Origin of the sequence: Curtobacterium sp. SL109 (genome assembly GCF_026672405.1) — a bacterium.
Lineage (GTDB): Bacteria > Actinomycetota > Actinomycetes > Actinomycetales > Microbacteriaceae > Curtobacterium.
Window position 1 is genome coordinate 2,720,128 of record NZ_JAPPRB010000002.1, and the last position, 16,178, is coordinate 2,736,305.

Annotated in this window: 14 protein-coding genes; 3 read left to right on the plus strand and 11 right to left on the minus strand. The window is 72.7% G+C overall.

Going from position 1 to position 16,178, the window contains the following annotated elements:
• Nucleotides 1–26: 26 nt before the first annotated feature.
• From ispG to OVA28_RS14445, 7 genes are all read right to left on the minus strand, one after another.
• Complete coding sequence (ispG, locus tag OVA28_RS14415; RefSeq protein WP_194660807.1) at nucleotides 27–1,157, minus strand: flavodoxin-dependent (E)-4-hydroxy-3-methylbut-2-enyl-diphosphate synthase; 1,131 nt, start codon at nucleotides 1,155–1,157, stop codon at nucleotides 27–29.
• 83 nt (nucleotides 1,158–1,240) lie between these two features.
• A complete protein-coding gene (locus tag OVA28_RS14420; protein WP_268097430.1) occupies nucleotides 1,241–1,795 on the minus strand; it encodes a cysteine hydrolase family protein in 555 nt (184 codons plus the stop codon).
• Entirely contained in the window at nucleotides 1,792–3,285 is a 1,494-nt protein-coding gene (locus OVA28_RS14425; RefSeq protein WP_268097431.1) for a purine-cytosine permease family protein, read from the minus strand. The genes OVA28_RS14420 and OVA28_RS14425 overlap by 4 nt, the downstream gene beginning before the upstream one ends.
• Nucleotides 3,286–3,324: 39 nt before the next feature.
• Nucleotides 3,325–4,653: a M50 family metallopeptidase gene (locus OVA28_RS14430; RefSeq protein WP_194660399.1), complete on the minus strand. Its 1,329-nt coding sequence runs from the start codon at nucleotides 4,651–4,653 to the stop codon at nucleotides 3,325–3,327.
• An 85-nt stretch (nucleotides 4,654–4,738) separates the two neighbouring features.
• Nucleotides 4,739–5,833 carry a 1-deoxy-D-xylulose-5-phosphate reductoisomerase gene (dxr, locus tag OVA28_RS14435; protein WP_268097432.1) on the minus strand — a complete coding sequence of 365 codons (1,095 nt, stop codon included), beginning with the start codon at nucleotides 5,831–5,833 and terminating at the stop codon, nucleotides 4,739–4,741.
• A gap of 41 nt (nucleotides 5,834–5,874) precedes the next feature.
• Nucleotides 5,875–6,843: an FKBP-type peptidyl-prolyl cis-trans isomerase gene (locus OVA28_RS14440; protein WP_268097433.1), complete on the minus strand. Its 969-nt coding sequence runs from the start codon at nucleotides 6,841–6,843 to the stop codon at nucleotides 5,875–5,877.
• Between the two features lie 16 nt (nucleotides 6,844–6,859).
• Nucleotides 6,860–7,372, minus strand: coding sequence for an OsmC family protein (locus OVA28_RS14445; RefSeq protein WP_268097434.1), 513 nt, complete (start codon nucleotides 7,370–7,372; stop codon nucleotides 6,860–6,862).
• A 1-nt stretch (nucleotide 7,373) separates the two neighbouring features.
• Between OVA28_RS14445 and OVA28_RS14450 the strand changes: the two genes are divergently transcribed.
• The 3 genes from OVA28_RS14450 (at nucleotide 7,374) to OVA28_RS14460 (ending at nucleotide 9,342) form a co-directional block, all read left to right on the plus strand.
• Nucleotides 7,374–8,537 carry an asparaginase gene (locus OVA28_RS14450; protein ID WP_268097435.1) on the plus strand — a complete coding sequence of 388 codons (1,164 nt, stop codon included), beginning with the start codon at nucleotides 7,374–7,376 and terminating at the stop codon, nucleotides 8,535–8,537.
• A 38-nt stretch (nucleotides 8,538–8,575) separates the two neighbouring features.
• On the plus strand, nucleotides 8,576–8,851 hold the full coding sequence (locus OVA28_RS14455; protein ID WP_268097436.1) for a hypothetical protein: 276 nt from the start codon (nucleotides 8,576–8,578) through the stop codon (nucleotides 8,849–8,851).
• A 116-nt stretch (nucleotides 8,852–8,967) separates the two neighbouring features.
• On the plus strand, nucleotides 8,968–9,342 hold the full coding sequence (locus OVA28_RS14460; RefSeq protein WP_268097437.1) for a hypothetical protein: 375 nt from the start codon (nucleotides 8,968–8,970) through the stop codon (nucleotides 9,340–9,342).
• Nucleotides 9,343–9,390: 48 nt separating this feature from the next.
• Here the strand turns inward: OVA28_RS14460 and OVA28_RS14465 are convergent, their stop codons facing one another.
• The 4 genes from OVA28_RS14465 to OVA28_RS14480 all read right to left on the minus strand — a co-directional run bounded on the left by OVA28_RS14465 (nucleotide 9,391) and on the right by OVA28_RS14480 (nucleotide 16,173).
• Entirely contained in the window at nucleotides 9,391–11,214 is a 1,824-nt protein-coding gene (locus OVA28_RS14465; protein WP_268097438.1) for a hypothetical protein, read from the minus strand.
• 68 nt (nucleotides 11,215–11,282) lie between these two features.
• Nucleotides 11,283–13,796 carry a transglutaminaseTgpA domain-containing protein gene (locus OVA28_RS14470; protein WP_268097439.1) on the minus strand — a complete coding sequence of 838 codons (2,514 nt, stop codon included), beginning with the start codon at nucleotides 13,794–13,796 and terminating at the stop codon, nucleotides 11,283–11,285.
• Nucleotides 13,793–15,205 carry a DUF58 domain-containing protein gene (locus OVA28_RS14475; protein ID WP_268097440.1) on the minus strand — a complete coding sequence of 471 codons (1,413 nt, stop codon included), beginning with the start codon at nucleotides 15,203–15,205 and terminating at the stop codon, nucleotides 13,793–13,795. The genes OVA28_RS14470 and OVA28_RS14475 overlap by 4 nt, the downstream gene beginning before the upstream one ends.
• Nucleotides 15,202–16,173, minus strand: a complete 972-nt coding sequence (locus tag OVA28_RS14480; protein WP_194660390.1) for an AAA family ATPase — start codon at nucleotides 16,171–16,173, stop codon at nucleotides 15,202–15,204. Before OVA28_RS14480 ends, OVA28_RS14475 begins: the two co-directional genes overlap by 4 nt.
• Between the last annotated feature and the right edge of the window lie 5 nt (nucleotides 16,174–16,178).

Here is a 16,178-nt window from a genome sequence, read left to right on the forward strand (position 1 = left end):
CGCTCGGGCCCGCTGGCTGTGGACGACTAGGACGTGACGACGAGCGGCTTGCCCGTGCCTGCGGCCGGGCCCATCTCGTCGGCCAGGCGGTTGGCCTCGTCGATGAGGGTCTGGACGATCTCGTTCTCGGGGACGGTCTTGATGACCTGCCCCTTCACGAAGATCTGGCCCTTGCCGTTGCCCGACGCGACGCCGAGGTCGGCCTCCCGTGCCTCACCGGGGCCGTTCACGACGCAGCCCATCACGGCGACGCGGAGCGGGACGGTCATGCCCTCGAGCCCCGAGGTGACGTCGTTCGCGAGCTGGTAGACGTCGACCTGTGCGCGGCCGCAGCTCGGGCAGGAGACGATCTCGAGCTTGCGCTCGCGGAGGTTGAGCGACTGCAGGATCTGCAGACCGACCTTGACCTCGAGCGCCGGGGGCGCCGACAGGGAGACGCGGATGGTGTCGCCGATGCCCTCGCCGAGCAGGATGCCGAACGCCGTGGCGCTCTTGATCGTGCCCTGGAACTCCGGGCCGGCCTCGGTCACACCGAGGTGCAGCGGCCAGTCGCCACGCTCCGCGAGCAGCCGGTAGGCCTTGACCATGATGACCGGGTCGTTGTGCTTGACCGAGATCTTGAAGTCGTGGAAGTCGTGCTCCTCGAACAGGGAGGCTTCCCACACGGCGGACTCGACCAGGGCTTCTGGCGTGGCCTTGCCGTACTTCTGCATGATGCTCGGCTCGAGGGACCCGGCGTTGACGCCGATGCGCAGGCTGACGTTCGCTGCCTTGGCCGCCGCGGCGATCGCACCGACCTGGTCGTCGAACTTGCGGATGTTGCCCGGGTTCACCCGGACCGCGGCACAGCCGGCGTCGATCGCCTGGAAGACGTACTTCGGCTGGAAGTGGATGTCCGCGATGACCGGGATCTGCGACTTCTTCGCGATGATCGGCAGCACGTCGGCGTCGTCCTGGGTGGGGACGGCCACGCGGACGATGTCGCAGCCGGACGCGGTCAGCTCCGCGATCTGCTGGAGCGTCGCGTTGATGTTCGTGGTCGGCGTCGTGGTCATCGACTGCACGGACACAGGCGCGTCGCCACCCACGAGCACCTTGCCGACCCGGATCTGGCGGGACTTGCGGCGAGGGGCGAGGGTTTCGGGGACCTTGGGCATACCGAGATTCACAGCGGGCACGACATGGACTCTACGCGCTCACACCGACACGGCTGCCCCCAGCCCGGGGCGGGTCCGGCGCGTCAGTCCTCGAGGGTGTCCGCGACGGTGATCAGCGGCGCGTACAGGCGCATGACGTCGAGGGCGCGCTCGTGGTCGGCGTCGCTCGCACCGGCACACGCGTCGGCCACGACCGTCACGCGGGCTCCGGCATCCGCCGCTGCCAGCGCCGTCGCGAGCACGCAGCAGTCGGTCGACACCCCGGTCAGCACGAGGTGCGGGTGGTCACCGACGACCGCCTGGAGGCTGGTCCCCCACTTGCCGAACGTCGGCTCGGTGACGACGGGGCCGTCCACCGCCCCGAACGGCTCGGTCAGTTCGTACAGCGGGTCGGCGTCGGGCACGAGGGCGAAGGGCCAGTCGCGGTAGTAGTCGACCCAGGCACCCTGCGGGTGCTCCGGCGCGACGAACCGGGTGCGCACCGTCCGGCCGACGAACCGCGGCAGGAGCCGCTCGATGCCTGCCGCCGCCCGCTCGTAGCCGGGTGCGGCCCAGGCGCTGTCCCCGGTGAAGACCCGCTGCATGTCGATCACGACGAGCCACGGCGACTGGTCGGTCGGCGTCGACGGGTCGGTCATCGCTGCAGCTCCGTGTCCGGGACGCTGCTGATCGGCTCGGTGACCGGCTGCTCCTCCTGCCGACGGACGGCACCCCGTGCGGTGGCGAGTGTGCCGACGAAGCCGACGACGAGGGCGACCAGCACGCCGAGGTTCGCGTACGCCCACGCCCCCGTGCGCCCGCCGAGGCCGAACGGCTCGAGCAGGTACCCCTGCCAGTTCAGCCAGGACGGCACCCCGTACGTGTTCGTGACGAGACCCCATCCGAGCGCGGTGCCGACGAGCACCAGGGCGATCGCACCCCACCGCACGTCGCCGTAGCGGCCGCCGACGCTGTCGAGCTCACCCTCGGCGTAGGCCCGGCGCCGGAGCAGCACGTCGGCCACGAAGACGCCGCACCAGGCGGCGACGGGGACACCGAGCGTGACGAGGAAGGCCTGGAACGGCGAGATGAAGTCCTTCGCGAAGAAGACGACGTAGATCGCGCCGGCGACCATGAGCACGCCGTCGACACCGGCTGCGGCGGGGCGCGGGATGCGGACGCCGGCGCTGAGGAGCGCGAGGCCCGACGAGTAGATGTCGAGCACGGCACCGCCCACCAGCCCGAGCACGGCGACCAGGGCGAACGGGATCAGGAACCAGACCGGCAGCAGGGTGGTCAGGGCACCGATCGGGTCGGCGCCGATCGCAGCGCTGAGGTCCTTCGACGAACCGGCGAGCAGCACGCCGATGACGACGAGCACCGCCGGAGCGAGGGCCCCGCCGAACGTCGTCCACCACACCACGCCGCCGGTCGACGCCGACCGCGGGAGGTACCGGGAGTAGTCGGCGGCCGCGTTCACCCAGCCGAGCCCGAAGCCCGTCATGACGAGCACCAGCGCCCCGATGACGTTCTGGGTGCTGCCGGACGGCAGGTCGGCGAGGGCGCCGAGGTCGATCGACGGGACGGCGAGGACGATGTACACGACCGTCAGCACGGCGGTGATGACCGTGATCCAGGTCTGCAGCCGCATGATCACGTCGAAGCCCGCGATGCCGGCACCGATGACGAGCGCCGCGACGACGACGAGCGCGACGAGCTTCGTCAGCACGCCGTCGTCCCACCCGAGCTCGCGGAACACGGTCGAGGTCGCCAGCACGGCGAGGGACGCCAGGGCCATCTCCCACCCGACCGTGAGGATCCAGCTGAGGAACGAGGGCAGCCGGTTGCCGCGGACGCCGAACGCCGCACGGCTGAGCACCATCGTCGGCGCGGACCCGCGCTTGCCGGCGATCGCGACGACGCCGCAGAGCAGGAACGAGAACGCCACCCCGATGACCGACACGATCGTGGCCTGGGCGGCGGAGATGCCGAACCCGAGCACGAACGAGCCGTAGCTCAGCCCGAGCACGGAGATGTTGGCCGCGAACCACGGCCAGAAGAGCCCGCGGGGGCGCCCCTTCCGCTCGGACTCGGCGATGACGTCGATGCCCTGCCGCTCGACCGTGCGGACCTCGGGCGCTGTGCTCATGCGGAGAGCGTAGTGCTGCCCGAGGGACCCGGACAGCCGCTAGCCGAAGAGGTTGACCGGCCGGACGATGTCGGCGTAGATCAGCAGCGCACTCATGCCGGCCAGCAGGACGACGACGACCATCGTGAGCGGCATCGTCTTCGCGAGGTCGATCGGCCCCGGGTCCGCCTTGCCGACGAGCGTGAAGGCGCGACGCTTGATCGCCTCCCACAGCGCCCCGGCGATGTGCCCGCCGTCCAGCGGGAGCAGCGGCACCATGTTGAGCACGAAGAGGCCGATGTTCAGCGACGCCAGCAGGCCGAGGATCGTGTAGATCTTGTCGACCACGGGGACGCCGCTCATCGACGACACGGTGCCGATGGCCCGGCCGACGCCGACCACGGACACGGGGCTGTCGGCCGAGCGGGCCTGTGATCCGAAGGCCGCGTTCCACACCGCGACGAGGCGCTGCGGCAGGTCGACGATGAGGTGCACCGATGCACCGATCTGCGCGCCCGTCGCCGGGAGCACCGCAGCGGGAGACTGCCGGACGAGCGTCTGCCCGATGCTGACCCCGACGACGCCGACCTGCTGCGTCTTCGCGGTGCCGTCGGCGTTCTCGACGATCTTGCCCTGCGCGTCGTAGACGTCGCGCGTCGCGAGGGTCGGGGTGACCTCGACGGTCTTCCGGTCACCGTCCCGCTGCACCACGACCGAGACGGGCGTGCCGGCCGACTTCTGGAAGGCATCGGAGACCTGCGTGATCGTGGGGTCCTGCTGGCCGTCGACGGCCACGACGACGTCGCCGGACCGCAGCCCCGCCTGCTTGGCCGGGGAGACGTCGTCGCCCGGGGAGCAGCTGGTGCTCGCGGTGGTGGGCAGGACGCAGTCGACCCGGGAGGTGAAGGTGGTGGTCGGTGCGCCGAACCCGACGAGCAGCACGCCGAAGAGCAGGACGCCGATCACCAGGTTCATCGCCGGGCCGGCCACCATCACGATGATCCGCTTCCACGGGGTCAGGCGGTAGAACGCCCGGGAGTCGTCCCCGCCGGACTCGGCGATCTGCTCGGCGCTGGCCTGGCGGGCGTCCTGGATGAACGCGCTGTACATGCCGGTGTTCGTGATCGCTCTGCCGGACGCGCGCGGCTTGAGCATGCCGACCATCGAGATGTAGCCGCCGAGCAGGATCGGTCGGATGCCGTACTCGGTCTCCCCGCGGCGGAACGACCAGACCGCCTTGCCGAAGCCGAGCGAGTACTGCGTCACCTTCACCCCGAAGAGCTTCGCGAACGCGAGGTGACCGAGCTCGTGGAGCCCGATCGAGATCAGCAGGCCGACGATGAAGACGACGACGCCGAGGACGAACAGGAGCACGGTTCCGACGGTCACCGGAGCAGCGTACGGGACTGATTCGAAGAACCAGCCGAGCGCGCGCTGGGTGGTGGGTCGAGCCTCCCGGCCGGGTCAGGCGGGTTCAGCGCGTCAACGCGTGGTCCGCAGCCTGGCGTGCCCAGCGTTCCGCGGCGAGCACGCCCTCGAGCGAGGACTCCCCCGGCGTGTGTGTCTCGACGACGCGCTCGACCGTGTCGACGATGTCGAGGAAGCCGATCGCGCCGGCGTGGAACGCGGCGACCGCCTGCTCGTTCGCGGCGTTGAAGACGGCCGGGTACGTGCCGCCGAGCTGACCGACGCGCTTCGCGAGGGCAACCGCGCCGAAGGCCTCGGTGTCGAGCGGCTCGAAGGTCCACGTGCTGGCCGTCGTCCAGTCGAGCGGTACCCCGACCTCCGGCACCCGGTCGGGCCAGGCCATGCCGAGCGCGATCGGCAGGCGCATGTCCGGGGGCGAGGCCTGGGCGATGGTGGAGCCGTCGACGAACTCGACCATCGAGTGCACGATCGACTGCGCGTGCACCGTGACGTCGATGCGGTCGTAGGGCACGCCGAAGAGCAGGTGGGCCTCGATGACCTCGAGGCCCTTGTTCACCAGCGTCGCCGAGTTCGTCGTGACGACGAGGCCCATGTCCCACGTCGGGTGCGCGAGCGCCTGCGCCGGGGTGACGTCGCGGAGCTCGTCCCGGCTCCGTCCCCGGAACGGACCGCCGCTGGCGGTCAGGACCAGTCGGCGGACCTCGGTGTCCGTGCCCGAACGGAGTGCCTGGGCGATGGCGGAGTGCTCGCTGTCCACCGGGACGATCTGCCCCGGTGCGGCGGCGGCCTGCACGAGCGGACCGCCCACGATGAGGCTCTCCTTGTTCGCCAGGGCCAGCGTCGCGCCGGTCTCCAACGTCGCGAGCGTCGGGCCGAGGCCGACCGAACCGGTGATGCCGTTCAGGACGACGTCGGCCTCGACGCTGCGGACCAGGCGTTCGGCGTCAGGAGCTCCGAGCGCGGTCTCGTGGACGTCGAACGCGCTGGCCTGTTCTCCGAGGAGTCCGGCGTTGCTGCCGGCGGTGAGCCCGACGACCTCGAAGCGGTCGGGGTTCCGCGCGATGACGTCGAGGGCCTGGGTGCCGATGGAGCCGGTGCTGCCGAGGATGACGACGCGGCGACGGGCCGGGGTGGTGTCCATGGGTCCCAACCTACCGACGCCGCTGGCGACGGGCCGGTCGCTCAGCCCTTCGCGAGGAGGTCGACCACGAAGACCAGCGTGGCGTTCTTCGGGATGCCCGAGCCCTCGGGCGGAGTGGCGCCGTAGCCGTCCTCGGGTGTCACGACGATCATCACCTGCGAGCCGATCTTCTGGCCGACGAGCCCGGTGACGAAGCCCTTGATGAGCTGGCCCTCGGCGATCGTGAACGTGGTGGGGGCGCCCTTCGACCACGAGGAGTCGAACTCCTTGCCGCCGTCGTAGACGACGCCCTTGTACTGCACGAGCACGGTGTCACCTTCGGCCACCGCGTCGCCGTCGCCCTGCTTGACGACCTCGGGGGTGGTGGTCGTCGGGGCCGCGACGTCGGGGATGGTGATCTCCGGTTCGCCGTCGGCCTTGTCCTTCACCGTCGGCAGGTCGGACTTCTGGTCCTGCGGCGTGCCCGTGGCCTTGGTGGGGGTCTTCGCGATGACGTCGGCGACCACGACGATGTCGCCACCGGTGGTGAAGCCGAGGGCCGAGGAGGAACCGATCGCTGCGAGGCGGTCGCCCACGGTCGAGCACGCCAGGAGCGCACCGAAGCCGCTGCCACCGACCGTCAGCACCTGGGGGTTGCCCTGGTCGAAGCCGACCGTGCCGAGCTTCTTCGCGTTCGACGCCTGGTAGACGCTGTAGGCCACCTGCGCGTACTGGCCGGACTTCAGGTCGTCGCCGGAGCCCTTGACGACCGTGGTGGCCTGCGGGGAGGACGCCGTGAGGCCCTTGTCGAACTTCACCGACGGCGCCTTCTTGCCGCCGAAGTCACCGGAGACGTCGATCGCGTCAGATGACTTGCCGGGCTTGGGGCAGCTGGTGATCGCGGCGGGCGTCCCGCTCGCAGAGGCGGAGGGCGACGAGGACGCACCCCCGGATCCGGAGCCGGAGCAGGCGGCGAGCCCGAGGAGGACGACGGGCACGAGGGCGATCGGGAGCAGGCGGAGACGCTTCACGAGGACCCAGTCTGCCTCACGCAGTCGATGAGTCCGATCCGAGTGCGCTCTCGTCGACCTGCTGGAGCACGAGCGTGGTCGCCTCGTGGTGCACCGGGAAGGCCACGGACCGCGCGATGAAGCAGAGCGCGTTCGCCTGGGCGTGGGCGGCCTCGGCGTCGGCCACGCGGTCCGGTTCCGCGATGGTGACCACCGGGTGCAGCGTCGCGCCGGTGAGCTCCCCCGAGCCGTCGCGGTTGAGGTTGAGCGTGGCGGTCGCGCGGTCCTCGTACGCCAGGACGGTGAAGCCCTGGGTGACGGCTACGTGCAGGTAGCTGAGCATGTGGCACTGGGCGAGCGCGGCCGTGAGGAGCTCCTCGGGGTTCCACCGGTCGCGGTCGCCGCGGAACGTCGGGTCGGCCGAGCCGTCGACGTCCGGCTTGCCCGCCGCGCTGACGACGTGGTCACGGCCGTACTCCCGGTACCCGCTCGTGCCGGTCCCCCGGTCGCCGGTCCAGCGGACGGCGACCTCGTAGCTGTGGTCCTGCACGGTGGCTCCTCGTCTCGGTCGCGGTGCTGCTCGGTTCGCGGTGCTGCTGCTCGGTACCGTGCTGCTGCTCGGTGCCGTGCTGCTGCTCGGTGCCGTGCTGCTGCTCGGTGCCGTGCTGCTGCTCGGTGCCGTGCTGCTGCTCGGGCGCTCCGCCGCTCGGTACGATCGCCGTATGACGGAGAGCACCGAAGTCCGCACCGACCGCCATCCTCTCACCGCGGCGGGGTCCGTCGAGCTGGCGGTGCTCGAGCGCTCCGGGTTCGACGAGAGCCGGCACGTCGGCGCGGGCGTCGTCGTGGACGCGAGCGGTGCCGTGCTCGATGCCGTCGGCGACCCGACGGCGAGCATCTACCCCAGGTCCACCATGAAGCCCTTCCAGGCGCTGGCGATCCGCCGAGCCGGCGCGCTGTTCTCCGGCCCGGAGCTCGTGATGACGACGGCGAGCCACGCGGGGACGCCGTCACACCAGTCGCTCGCCGAGCACATGCTCGCCTCCTTCGACCACGTCGAGGACGACCTGGGCTGCCCGCCGGACATGCCGTTCGACCGAGCGACGGCGCAGACGATGACCGGGCCCCGACGGCTCGCGATGAACTGCTCCGGCAAACACGCCGGCATGCTCGCCGCCTGCCGGGTGAACGGCTGGGACGAGGCCACCTACCTCGACATCGCGCACCCGCTGCAGCAGCTCGTCCGGTCAACGGTCGAGGACGCCACGGGTGAGGTCGTCGACGTGGTCGGCACGGACGGCTGTGGCGCACCGGTGTTCCCCCTCACGCTGACCGGCCTGGCCCGCGGGCTCGCCGGGTTCGTCCAGCGATCGGACGCGGACACGGCGGCCCTCACCGACGCGGTGCTGGCGAATGCCTGGGCCATCGACGGTGTCGGGCGGGCGAACACGGTGACGATCGAACGCCTGGGACTCGTCGCGAAGCTCGGCGCCGAGGGCGTCATGGTGATGGCGGTGCCCGGTGGTGCAGCGGTCGTCGTGAAGGTCCTCGACGGGGCTCTCCGTGCGGGGACGCTCGCTGCGCTGACCCTGCTGCAGCGCAACGGCCTGGTACCGACCGATGGTGTTGCCGACGTGCTCCAGGCCACGGGTGAGAAGGTCCTCGGTGGTGGCGTGCCCGTCGGGTCCGTCCGGGTCGGCGACGGTCTGCGCTGACGGCCGGCGACGACTGACTCCTCCACGCGGCGGCGACCGTGGTGTCGGCCGAGGCCGAGGCCGAGGCCGAGGCCGAGGCCGGTGATGGCGTCGCGGTCTGCGCGGGCTGCAGCTCGGGCAGCGCCGGGACGACGACCACACCGCTGGGAGCGTCCGGATCGGCGCGGACCGTGCACCCGTACCGGCTGACCTCCACCGTGGACGCCGGTCGTCGCGGCAGCGTCCGGAGGTCCGGCACGAGCACGACCGACGCGACCCTGGCACCGGCTTCGTCGAGCACGACCGCGACGGCCGTCCCGTCCGCCACGCCGTGACGGGACGCCGGGAGGTCGACGCAGGCCCCGGCGGCGAAGCGGACCACGTGGGTGTCATCCGCCGCCGCGCTCAGCGACGACGCGAGTGCCGTGACGACACCGACCGCGAGGGCTCCGTGCCCGATCACGACGATCCCGGCGGTGGCGTCGAGGTGGACGACCCGCCCGTCCGGGTCCGTCCCCACTGCGAGCCGGTCGAGGGTCACGACGACGGGTACGTCGGGGTCGACGCCGACATCGGTCTCGACCGGCAGGTGCGCCGGCGGGAGCTCCGGTTCCTGCTCGACACCGACGCGGTCACGCACCAGCGCAGCGACGGCCAGCAGACACACTGCGCAGGCGGCGCCGGTCACCGCGCCGTGGACGACCGCGACCACACCGAGGAGGACTGCCGAAGCGAGGACGAGGAGCCGGACGACCGAAGCGCGCATGCCCTGAGTCCACCGCAGGCGCGGACCGCGACCGGAACGGGCCGGTCCATCCGTGGATGAACCGGCCCGTGGCCCGAGCTGTGGAGGAGTGATGCTCCTGCGGCGGGACTACTGCACGAGGAAGAACTGCTCGCCCACGTCGACGCGCGCGCCCCGCTCGACGCGGTAGCGCCGGCCCGGCTCGCAGCGCCGGATCGAGCCGTCGATGTGCCGGATGACCGACCCGTTGCCCGAGAAACGGTCGGAGACCCAGAGGTCGTCGCCGTCCCGCCCGAGTTCCAGGTGGGTCTTCGACACCGACTTGCCCGGGTCGTGGATGGTGAGCAGGTCGTCGAAGCGCTCGCCCGGCTCCGGGCGGGGAAGCCTCCCGAACAGCGCCGTGCCGTGCAGGCCGAGCCGTTCGCCGGTGCTGAAGTGCAGGACGAAGGGCGCTCGGCTCGGCGTCTTCGCCACGATGCGCGTCTCGTCCACGTCCTCGTCGTCAGCGGGTGCAGGAGCGTCCTCGACCTCGTCGACCGGCGTGACGCTCGTCGGCACCGCGTCTGGGAGCGGAGCCGGTTCGACTGACTCGACCGGGGCCTCCTGGGCGACTGGACCGGCCGCGTCCTCGGCGGCATCGGGCAACGGCGGGAGCGGTGCCGCCAGCGGCGCGCCCTCGGGTTCCCCCGTGTCGGTCGCAGGCTCGGCGACCTCGTCGTCGGTCGCCGGAGTCGAGTCGTCGCCGACCGCCGGGTCGAGGTCGCGCGCTGCCCAGTCGGGCCGCAGCATCGGCAGTGGCACGACCGGGCCGGTGAAGGCGGCGGTGACCGCTGGTCGGACTGCGCCGCACTCGTTGCAGAAGATGTCGTCGGGTTCGAGCTGGTGCCCGCACACGTGGCACGTGGTGGGGTGGTGGGCGCCGGGCTGGACCAGGGAGATGGGCCGCGGCGGCTGCCGGTCGACGAGCGGCTCGACGACGGCGGTGTCCCCGGAGCGAGCGGCGTCGCCCAACGGAGCTGCGTCGCCGGGTCGAGCGGCGTCGCCCGACGGGGCGGCGCCGTCCGACGGGGCGATGTCGTCCGACGGCTCGTCCGCGTGGTCGCCTGCAGGCGTCACCGTCTCGGTGGCCTCGTCCGTCGAGGCTCCCACCGTCGAGGCTCCTGACGACGACTCATCGTCGTGGTCCTCCGGTCGAGCACCGTCCGCGGCTCCGGATGCCGTGCCGGCGTCGGCGTGCGTCGGCGCCTCGTCCGGTTCGGCGGTCGCGCGGTCGTCCGTGGCGCGGCCGATCCACCACGACGGCGCACTCGGCGCAGCGGGGGGCTGCTGCTCCTGCGGTGCCCAGACCGGCGTGGCCGACCCGGTGCCGGGCTCGGCAGCCCGGTCGCCCGACGCGTCCACGACGGGTTCCGGGGCGGGCGCAGGAGCCGGGCCAGCCGCCGGCGCCGCTGCCGGCGCCGACGCCCGGGTCCGTGACGCCACCCGGGTGACCTCGGGGTCGTCCTCGTTGACGCCGTACGGGGGTGCCGGACGGTCGTTCGGCGCTGCCTGACGGTCGTGCTGATCGTGCTGGCCGGCCTGGCCGTGCTGGCCGGGCTGATCTGGCTGGCCGTGCTGGTGGGGGGCAGCGGCCCGCTCCCCCGGCGCGGCCGGTGCGTCCTGCCGTCCGCTCCACTCGCCCAGACCGCTGCCGGAACCGTGCACGTGCGTCGGCGCGGTCCGCGGCGCGAAGGAGTCCGGGGTGCTGACGGGCACCGCCGGCGGGTGCTCGTCGTGGCGGTCAGCACCGGTGAGCCACGCACGGGTGGCGGGGTCGAGGGTCGACTCCGGCAGCCAGGCCTCGGCGGCCGGGTCCTGGCGGCGCCCGTGCGCGTCCGGCTGCTGGAGCGGCGGCGGGGTACCCCGATCGGCGGGTTCGGGAGCGACGGTCCGGCGGCTGGCAGCCGCGCTCACCGCACGCCCGCACTCACCGCAGAAGATCGCTCCCTCGGGGAGCACCGATCCGCAGTGTTCGCATCTGATCACAGGTTGCCTCTGTCCTCGTCCGGCCCGCTGCGACGCTCGGCGGGCCTCCGGACATCGTAGTCACCGTCGGCTCCGCGTCCTCGGCGACCCCCGACCGGCGTGCTCCTGCCCCGCCGACGGGCGGCATCGCGGACACGCGACGCGACGGTGTCCGTGCGGAGCGACCGCGTCGAGACCGCCGTGCGGAGCCGGGCATGACGGTTCTGGCCCTCCTGCAGCGTGCCGATCGCGGTCTCCGTCGCCTGCCACATCCGGTCGGCGGCGCGGTCGTCCGCATCGGCGGGTCCGAACACGGCACGGTCGGCCAGCGCTGCGAGCCCGGAGCCGCCGTCGCCGGGGGCACCCGCGCCGACCTCGCGGCGCGTGGCGGCGGCGGGGACCGCGTGGCCGTGGTCGAGGAGGGCGTCACGGTACTCGTCCCACGCCCCGGTGATCCGCGCCCGGGCGTCGGGACCACGGCGGCGGCGGCGTCGACGGGCGCGCTTGATCGCCACGATGACGACGAAGGGCAGCAGCACGAGGGCGACGAACCCGAGCGTGCCGAGCACCCACGGCAGTGCGGCCAGCAGGATCTGCAGCCACAGCGGGGGCTGGTCGGGGGTGTCCCGGTCGGTCTGCGGGGGCGTCTGTTGGTCCTGGTCCTGCTGCTCGGCGGGGGGCGGCGGCACGACGGTCTCCGGGCGGGTGACCGGCTTCGGGGTCTGGTCCTCGTCCCGGGGGATCTCCCGGACCGCGGGGTTGGGGTTGATCGTCACCCACCCCCACTGCGCGGTGTCGACCTCGATGCGGGCGGTGACGTCGGAGCCGCGCAGGGTCGTCACGCCGAACACGGTGGCACCGGGGCGCGCTGCGCCCGAGTCGCCGCCGGAGGCGAACCCGAGCACCACCCGCGCCGGGAACCCGATCTGCTGCGCCATCAGCGACGCCGCCACGGCGTACTGCTCCTGGTCGCCGATCATCAGCGGGGCCGTCAGGAGCTCCTGGATGCGATCGGCTCCGTGCCCGGACCGGCTGGCGCGGTCGTCGCCGACCCCGTGGCTGACGTACCCGTTCCGCTGCAGCGCACGGATCATCGCCAGGAGCTTCGCGCCGTCGGTCTCCGCGTCGGCAGTGGTCGCGTCGACGGTGTCCCGCACGGCATCGGGGACGTTGCGGGGTGCCGGGACCGTCGCCGTCCCGGGTCGGGCGCCCGCCAGCTGCTCGTCCGTCGGCTGGTCGGGGACGACCGCGGACAGGTCGTACCGGGTGCCGTCCCCGACGCCGCCGACGACGGCTCCGGTGCTGGTCGCCCGGTCGTAGAAGAACGCTGCGCGCTGGCGGTCCCCCGTCGTCCCGGCGAAGCGCACCGACTCGAGGTCGCCGACGGTCGGCAGCCAGACGCCGCGGTAGCCGTCGACCGTCACACCGACGTCCACCGCGGTCCCGCGGACGCCTCGGACGTCGACGGAGGTCGGCACCCGCTCGAAGGTGCCGGAGGCCGACGACCCGTCGGGACCGCCCACCCGGTAGGCGACGCCGTCCCAGGTGTCGAGCGTGGCGACCCGGACGAAGCCGCCCTGGGGCAGTCCGGTCACGCGGAGCTGGGTCGCGTCCGCCTGCGCCGGTTCCTCGTAGGCCCGGAACCCGCTGAGCGGGCTCACGTAGTCGCGCGGGTCGAACGGCTTGACGACGTCGGTCCGCGCGACGGTGCGCGACGTGGCGGGCGGCGCGACGAGCCCGAGTCCGGTCGCGACGACCGCGGCGGCCACGATGGTGCCGGTGCCCACGAGGGCCGGCCGGAGCACCGACCGACGGACCGCGACGCGGGCACCGATGGTCCGCGCCACGGCGACGGCACGGCGTGCATGGCGCACCGTGAGCGCCCAGACCAGCGCGATGCCGGTGAGCACGACAGCGAGGGCGATCGACGTGTCGAGTCGGCTCGGGCCCAGGACGATCCCGGCCGCGAGCAGCACCAGGGGCGGGATGCTCGCCAGTTCCTGCCGGGAGGCTCGGGTCGCCACCGTCACGGCCGTCACCGTGGCGAGCAGGATCGTCACGAAGAACGGCACCAGCAGGGCCTCGTAGCTGCCGACGGGCAGGCTGATGGTCACCAGGCGCTTCCAGCCGAGGGCCACGCCGGAGAACAGGTCGAGCAGGCCCTGACCGGTCGGCAGCAGTCCCCTGGCCTGGCCGGGGACCGCCGCGGGCACGCCGGTGAGGGCGAAGAGCGCGACCGTCGCGATCGCGACGGCCGCCGCGGGCAGGCGGTACACGGCACCGAGCAGCGCGACGACGGTGCCGCCGACCACGGCGGTGACCGCGGCGACGATCATCGCGTCCGACCGGTGGATCGGCCACCAGGCGACGCTCGCCACGGCGAGGAGCAGCCAGACGACGAGGGTGCCGCCGACGAGCCGGGACACCGAGAGTCGGCGGGCGTTCCGGCGGTCGGCCCGACGATCGGCCCGACGGGACCGCGTCGGCGCACTCGCCGGTGCACCCCCGGGGGCGTTCACGGGGGCGCTCACGCCGCGGCCGATCGGTGCAGGGCGTGGCGGAGGTCGTCGAGGTAGCCGATCGTCATCACCGTCAGGCCGGGCACCCGGACGAAGCGCGGCACGGCCTCCGGCTCGCAGATGACCGCGACGACCTCGACACCGATCGGGAAGCGGGTGGCGGCGAGGCGGAGCGCTGGCAGCTCGACGGTGGACCCGACGACGAGGAACGCGACGGAGATCCCGGCGGTGTCGGTCCCGACGATGCGGGCGACCTCGGCCACCGGGAGGGTGGCGTCGGCGAGGGCGACCGAGGCGAAGGCGTCGAGGAGCCTGGTCGGGGTGACCGTGGGCAGTCGGTGCACGGCGTACACCGCGCGCTTGGCGAACTCCGGCGTGCGCTCGGAGACGACGACGGTGACCTCGCGACCGTCGCGGACGGCTCGGCTGCCGAGGGACGCCGCCGCGCTGACGGCGAGCTCGAACTCGTCCTCGTCGGCGAACTCGGCGCGCGACAGCCCGAGCGCGACCACGAGGTGCGACCGCCTGGTGTCCTCGAACTGCCGCACCATGAGCGCGCCGGTCTTCGCCGTGGACTTCCAGTGCACGGTCCTGGGGTCGTCGCCGGGCATGTACTCGCGGATCGCGTGGAAGGAGATGTCCGCCGGGGAGAGGTCCGTCGTGGCCTGCCCTTCGAGGTCGCGGACCAGACCGGTGCTCGTCGACGGGATCGCGACGGTGCGCGGGTGCACGATGACCTGCTCGCGGTCGGTCCACACGAGCTCCCGACGGACCAGCCCCACCGGGTCCGCGCGGACACCGGTCACCGGACCGACGTCGAGCACCCCGCGGCGGAGGGTCGGGACGGGCACCGCGCGCTCGAAGGTGCCGTGCGGAGCGATCGACGGGATCGCGACGTCGACGAGCCCGGAGCCGACGGGGACCTCGACCGTCGTCGGCACCGACGGGAAGCGCGTGGGGTTCTCCGCCGTCACCGTGACCGCCGCGTCGTCACCGACCGCGACCCGGCGCACCGGGCGGCTCATCCGGATGAGCAGGCGGGAGCGACCGATCAGCGCGACGGCCGCCACCGCCACGAGCAGAGCACCGGCGAAGCCCACGACGACGACCTCGCGGAGCCCGAAGCGGTACCCGACGACGAACGCGACGATCGTGAGGACCGCCACCGTCCAGCCCAGGCCGGTGACGACGGACGAGACCTCGTCCCAGGAACGGAGGAGCTGCCTCCTGGCGGTGCGCCACAGGCGGACGACGCCGACCACGGCCTCGGCGGCGACGCCGTCGCGGTCGCCGACCAGCCGGGTGCGGACGTTCGTGACACCGGCCACGGTCCCCGTGCGTTCGTACGCCGTGCTCGAGCGACGCGACCACGTCGACGAGGGGCGGCGTGAGCGCGTGGAGACGGGCCGGCGATCGGTCACGCGACGGCTCGGTCGGCGGGTGGTGCGGTCTCGACCAGGAGCTGCGAGACGACGCTCGACGGGCTCACGCCGTCGAACTCGGCCTCGGCGTCGAGGACCAACCGGTGCGCGAGGACGGGCTCGGCGAGGGCCTTGACGTCGTCGGGGGTGACGTAGTGCCGTCCGCTCACGGCGGCGAACACCCGCGAGGCGCGCATCAGGCCCATCGCGCCGCGGACGCTGACGCCGAGCCGGACCTCGCTGGCGGACCGGGTGGCGTCGACCAGGCGGGCGACGTAGTCGGCGATCGTGGGGTCGACGTGCACGGTGCGGGCGACGGCGGCCATCTCGGTGATCGTGGCCGCGGGCACGACGCTCGCGATCGGGACCGACGACGCGGGCGCCGACGAGGTCTCGAGGATCTTCACGGTCGCGGCGTGGTCCGGGTAGCCGATCGAGGTCTTCATGAGGAAGCGGTCGAGCTGCGCCTCGGGGAGGCGGTACGTGCCGGCCTGCTCGACGGGGTTCTGGGTGGCGATGACCATGAACGGGGCCGCCAGCCGGTGGGTGACGCCGTCGACGGTGATGGCGGACTCCTCCATCGCCTCGAGCAGGGCGGACTGGGTCTTCGGACTCGCCCGGTTGATCTCGTCGGCGAGGACGATGTTGGAGAAGACCGGACCCCGGTGGAACTCGAACTCCTGCCGGCGCTGGTCGTAGACGCTGATGCCGGTGATGTCACCCGGCAGCAGGTCCGGGGTGAACTGGATGCGGTTCGTCGAACCCTGCACGCTCTGCGCCAGCGCCCGGGCCATGCTCGTCTTGCCGGTGCCGGGCACGTCCTCGAGGAGGAGGTGACCCTCGCTGAGCATCGCCGTGACCGCCAGGCGGATCACGAACGTCTTCCCGAGGAGCACCTGCTCGACGTTGGTCACGATGCGGCCGGCGACGTCGGCGAACCAGGTGGCCTGCTCCGGGGTCATGGTCATGCGGT

Coding starts and splice junctions, on each gene's coding strand:
- OVA28_RS14480 (WP_194660390.1), bottom strand. CDS start 16,173: ATGACCATGACCCCGGAGCAGGCCACCTGGTTCGCCGACGTCGCCGGC.
- ispG (WP_194660807.1), bottom strand. CDS start 1,157: ATGCCCAAGGTCCCCGAAACCCTCGCCCCTCGCCGCAAGTCCCGCCAG.
- dxr (WP_268097432.1), bottom strand. CDS start 5,833: ATGGACACCACCCCGGCCCGTCGCCGCGTCGTCATCCTCGGCAGCACC.
- OVA28_RS14425 (WP_268097431.1), bottom strand. CDS start 3,285: ATGAGCACAGCGCCCGAGGTCCGCACGGTCGAGCGGCAGGGCATCGAC.
- OVA28_RS14420 (WP_268097430.1), bottom strand. CDS start 1,795: ATGACCGACCCGTCGACGCCGACCGACCAGTCGCCGTGGCTCGTCGTG.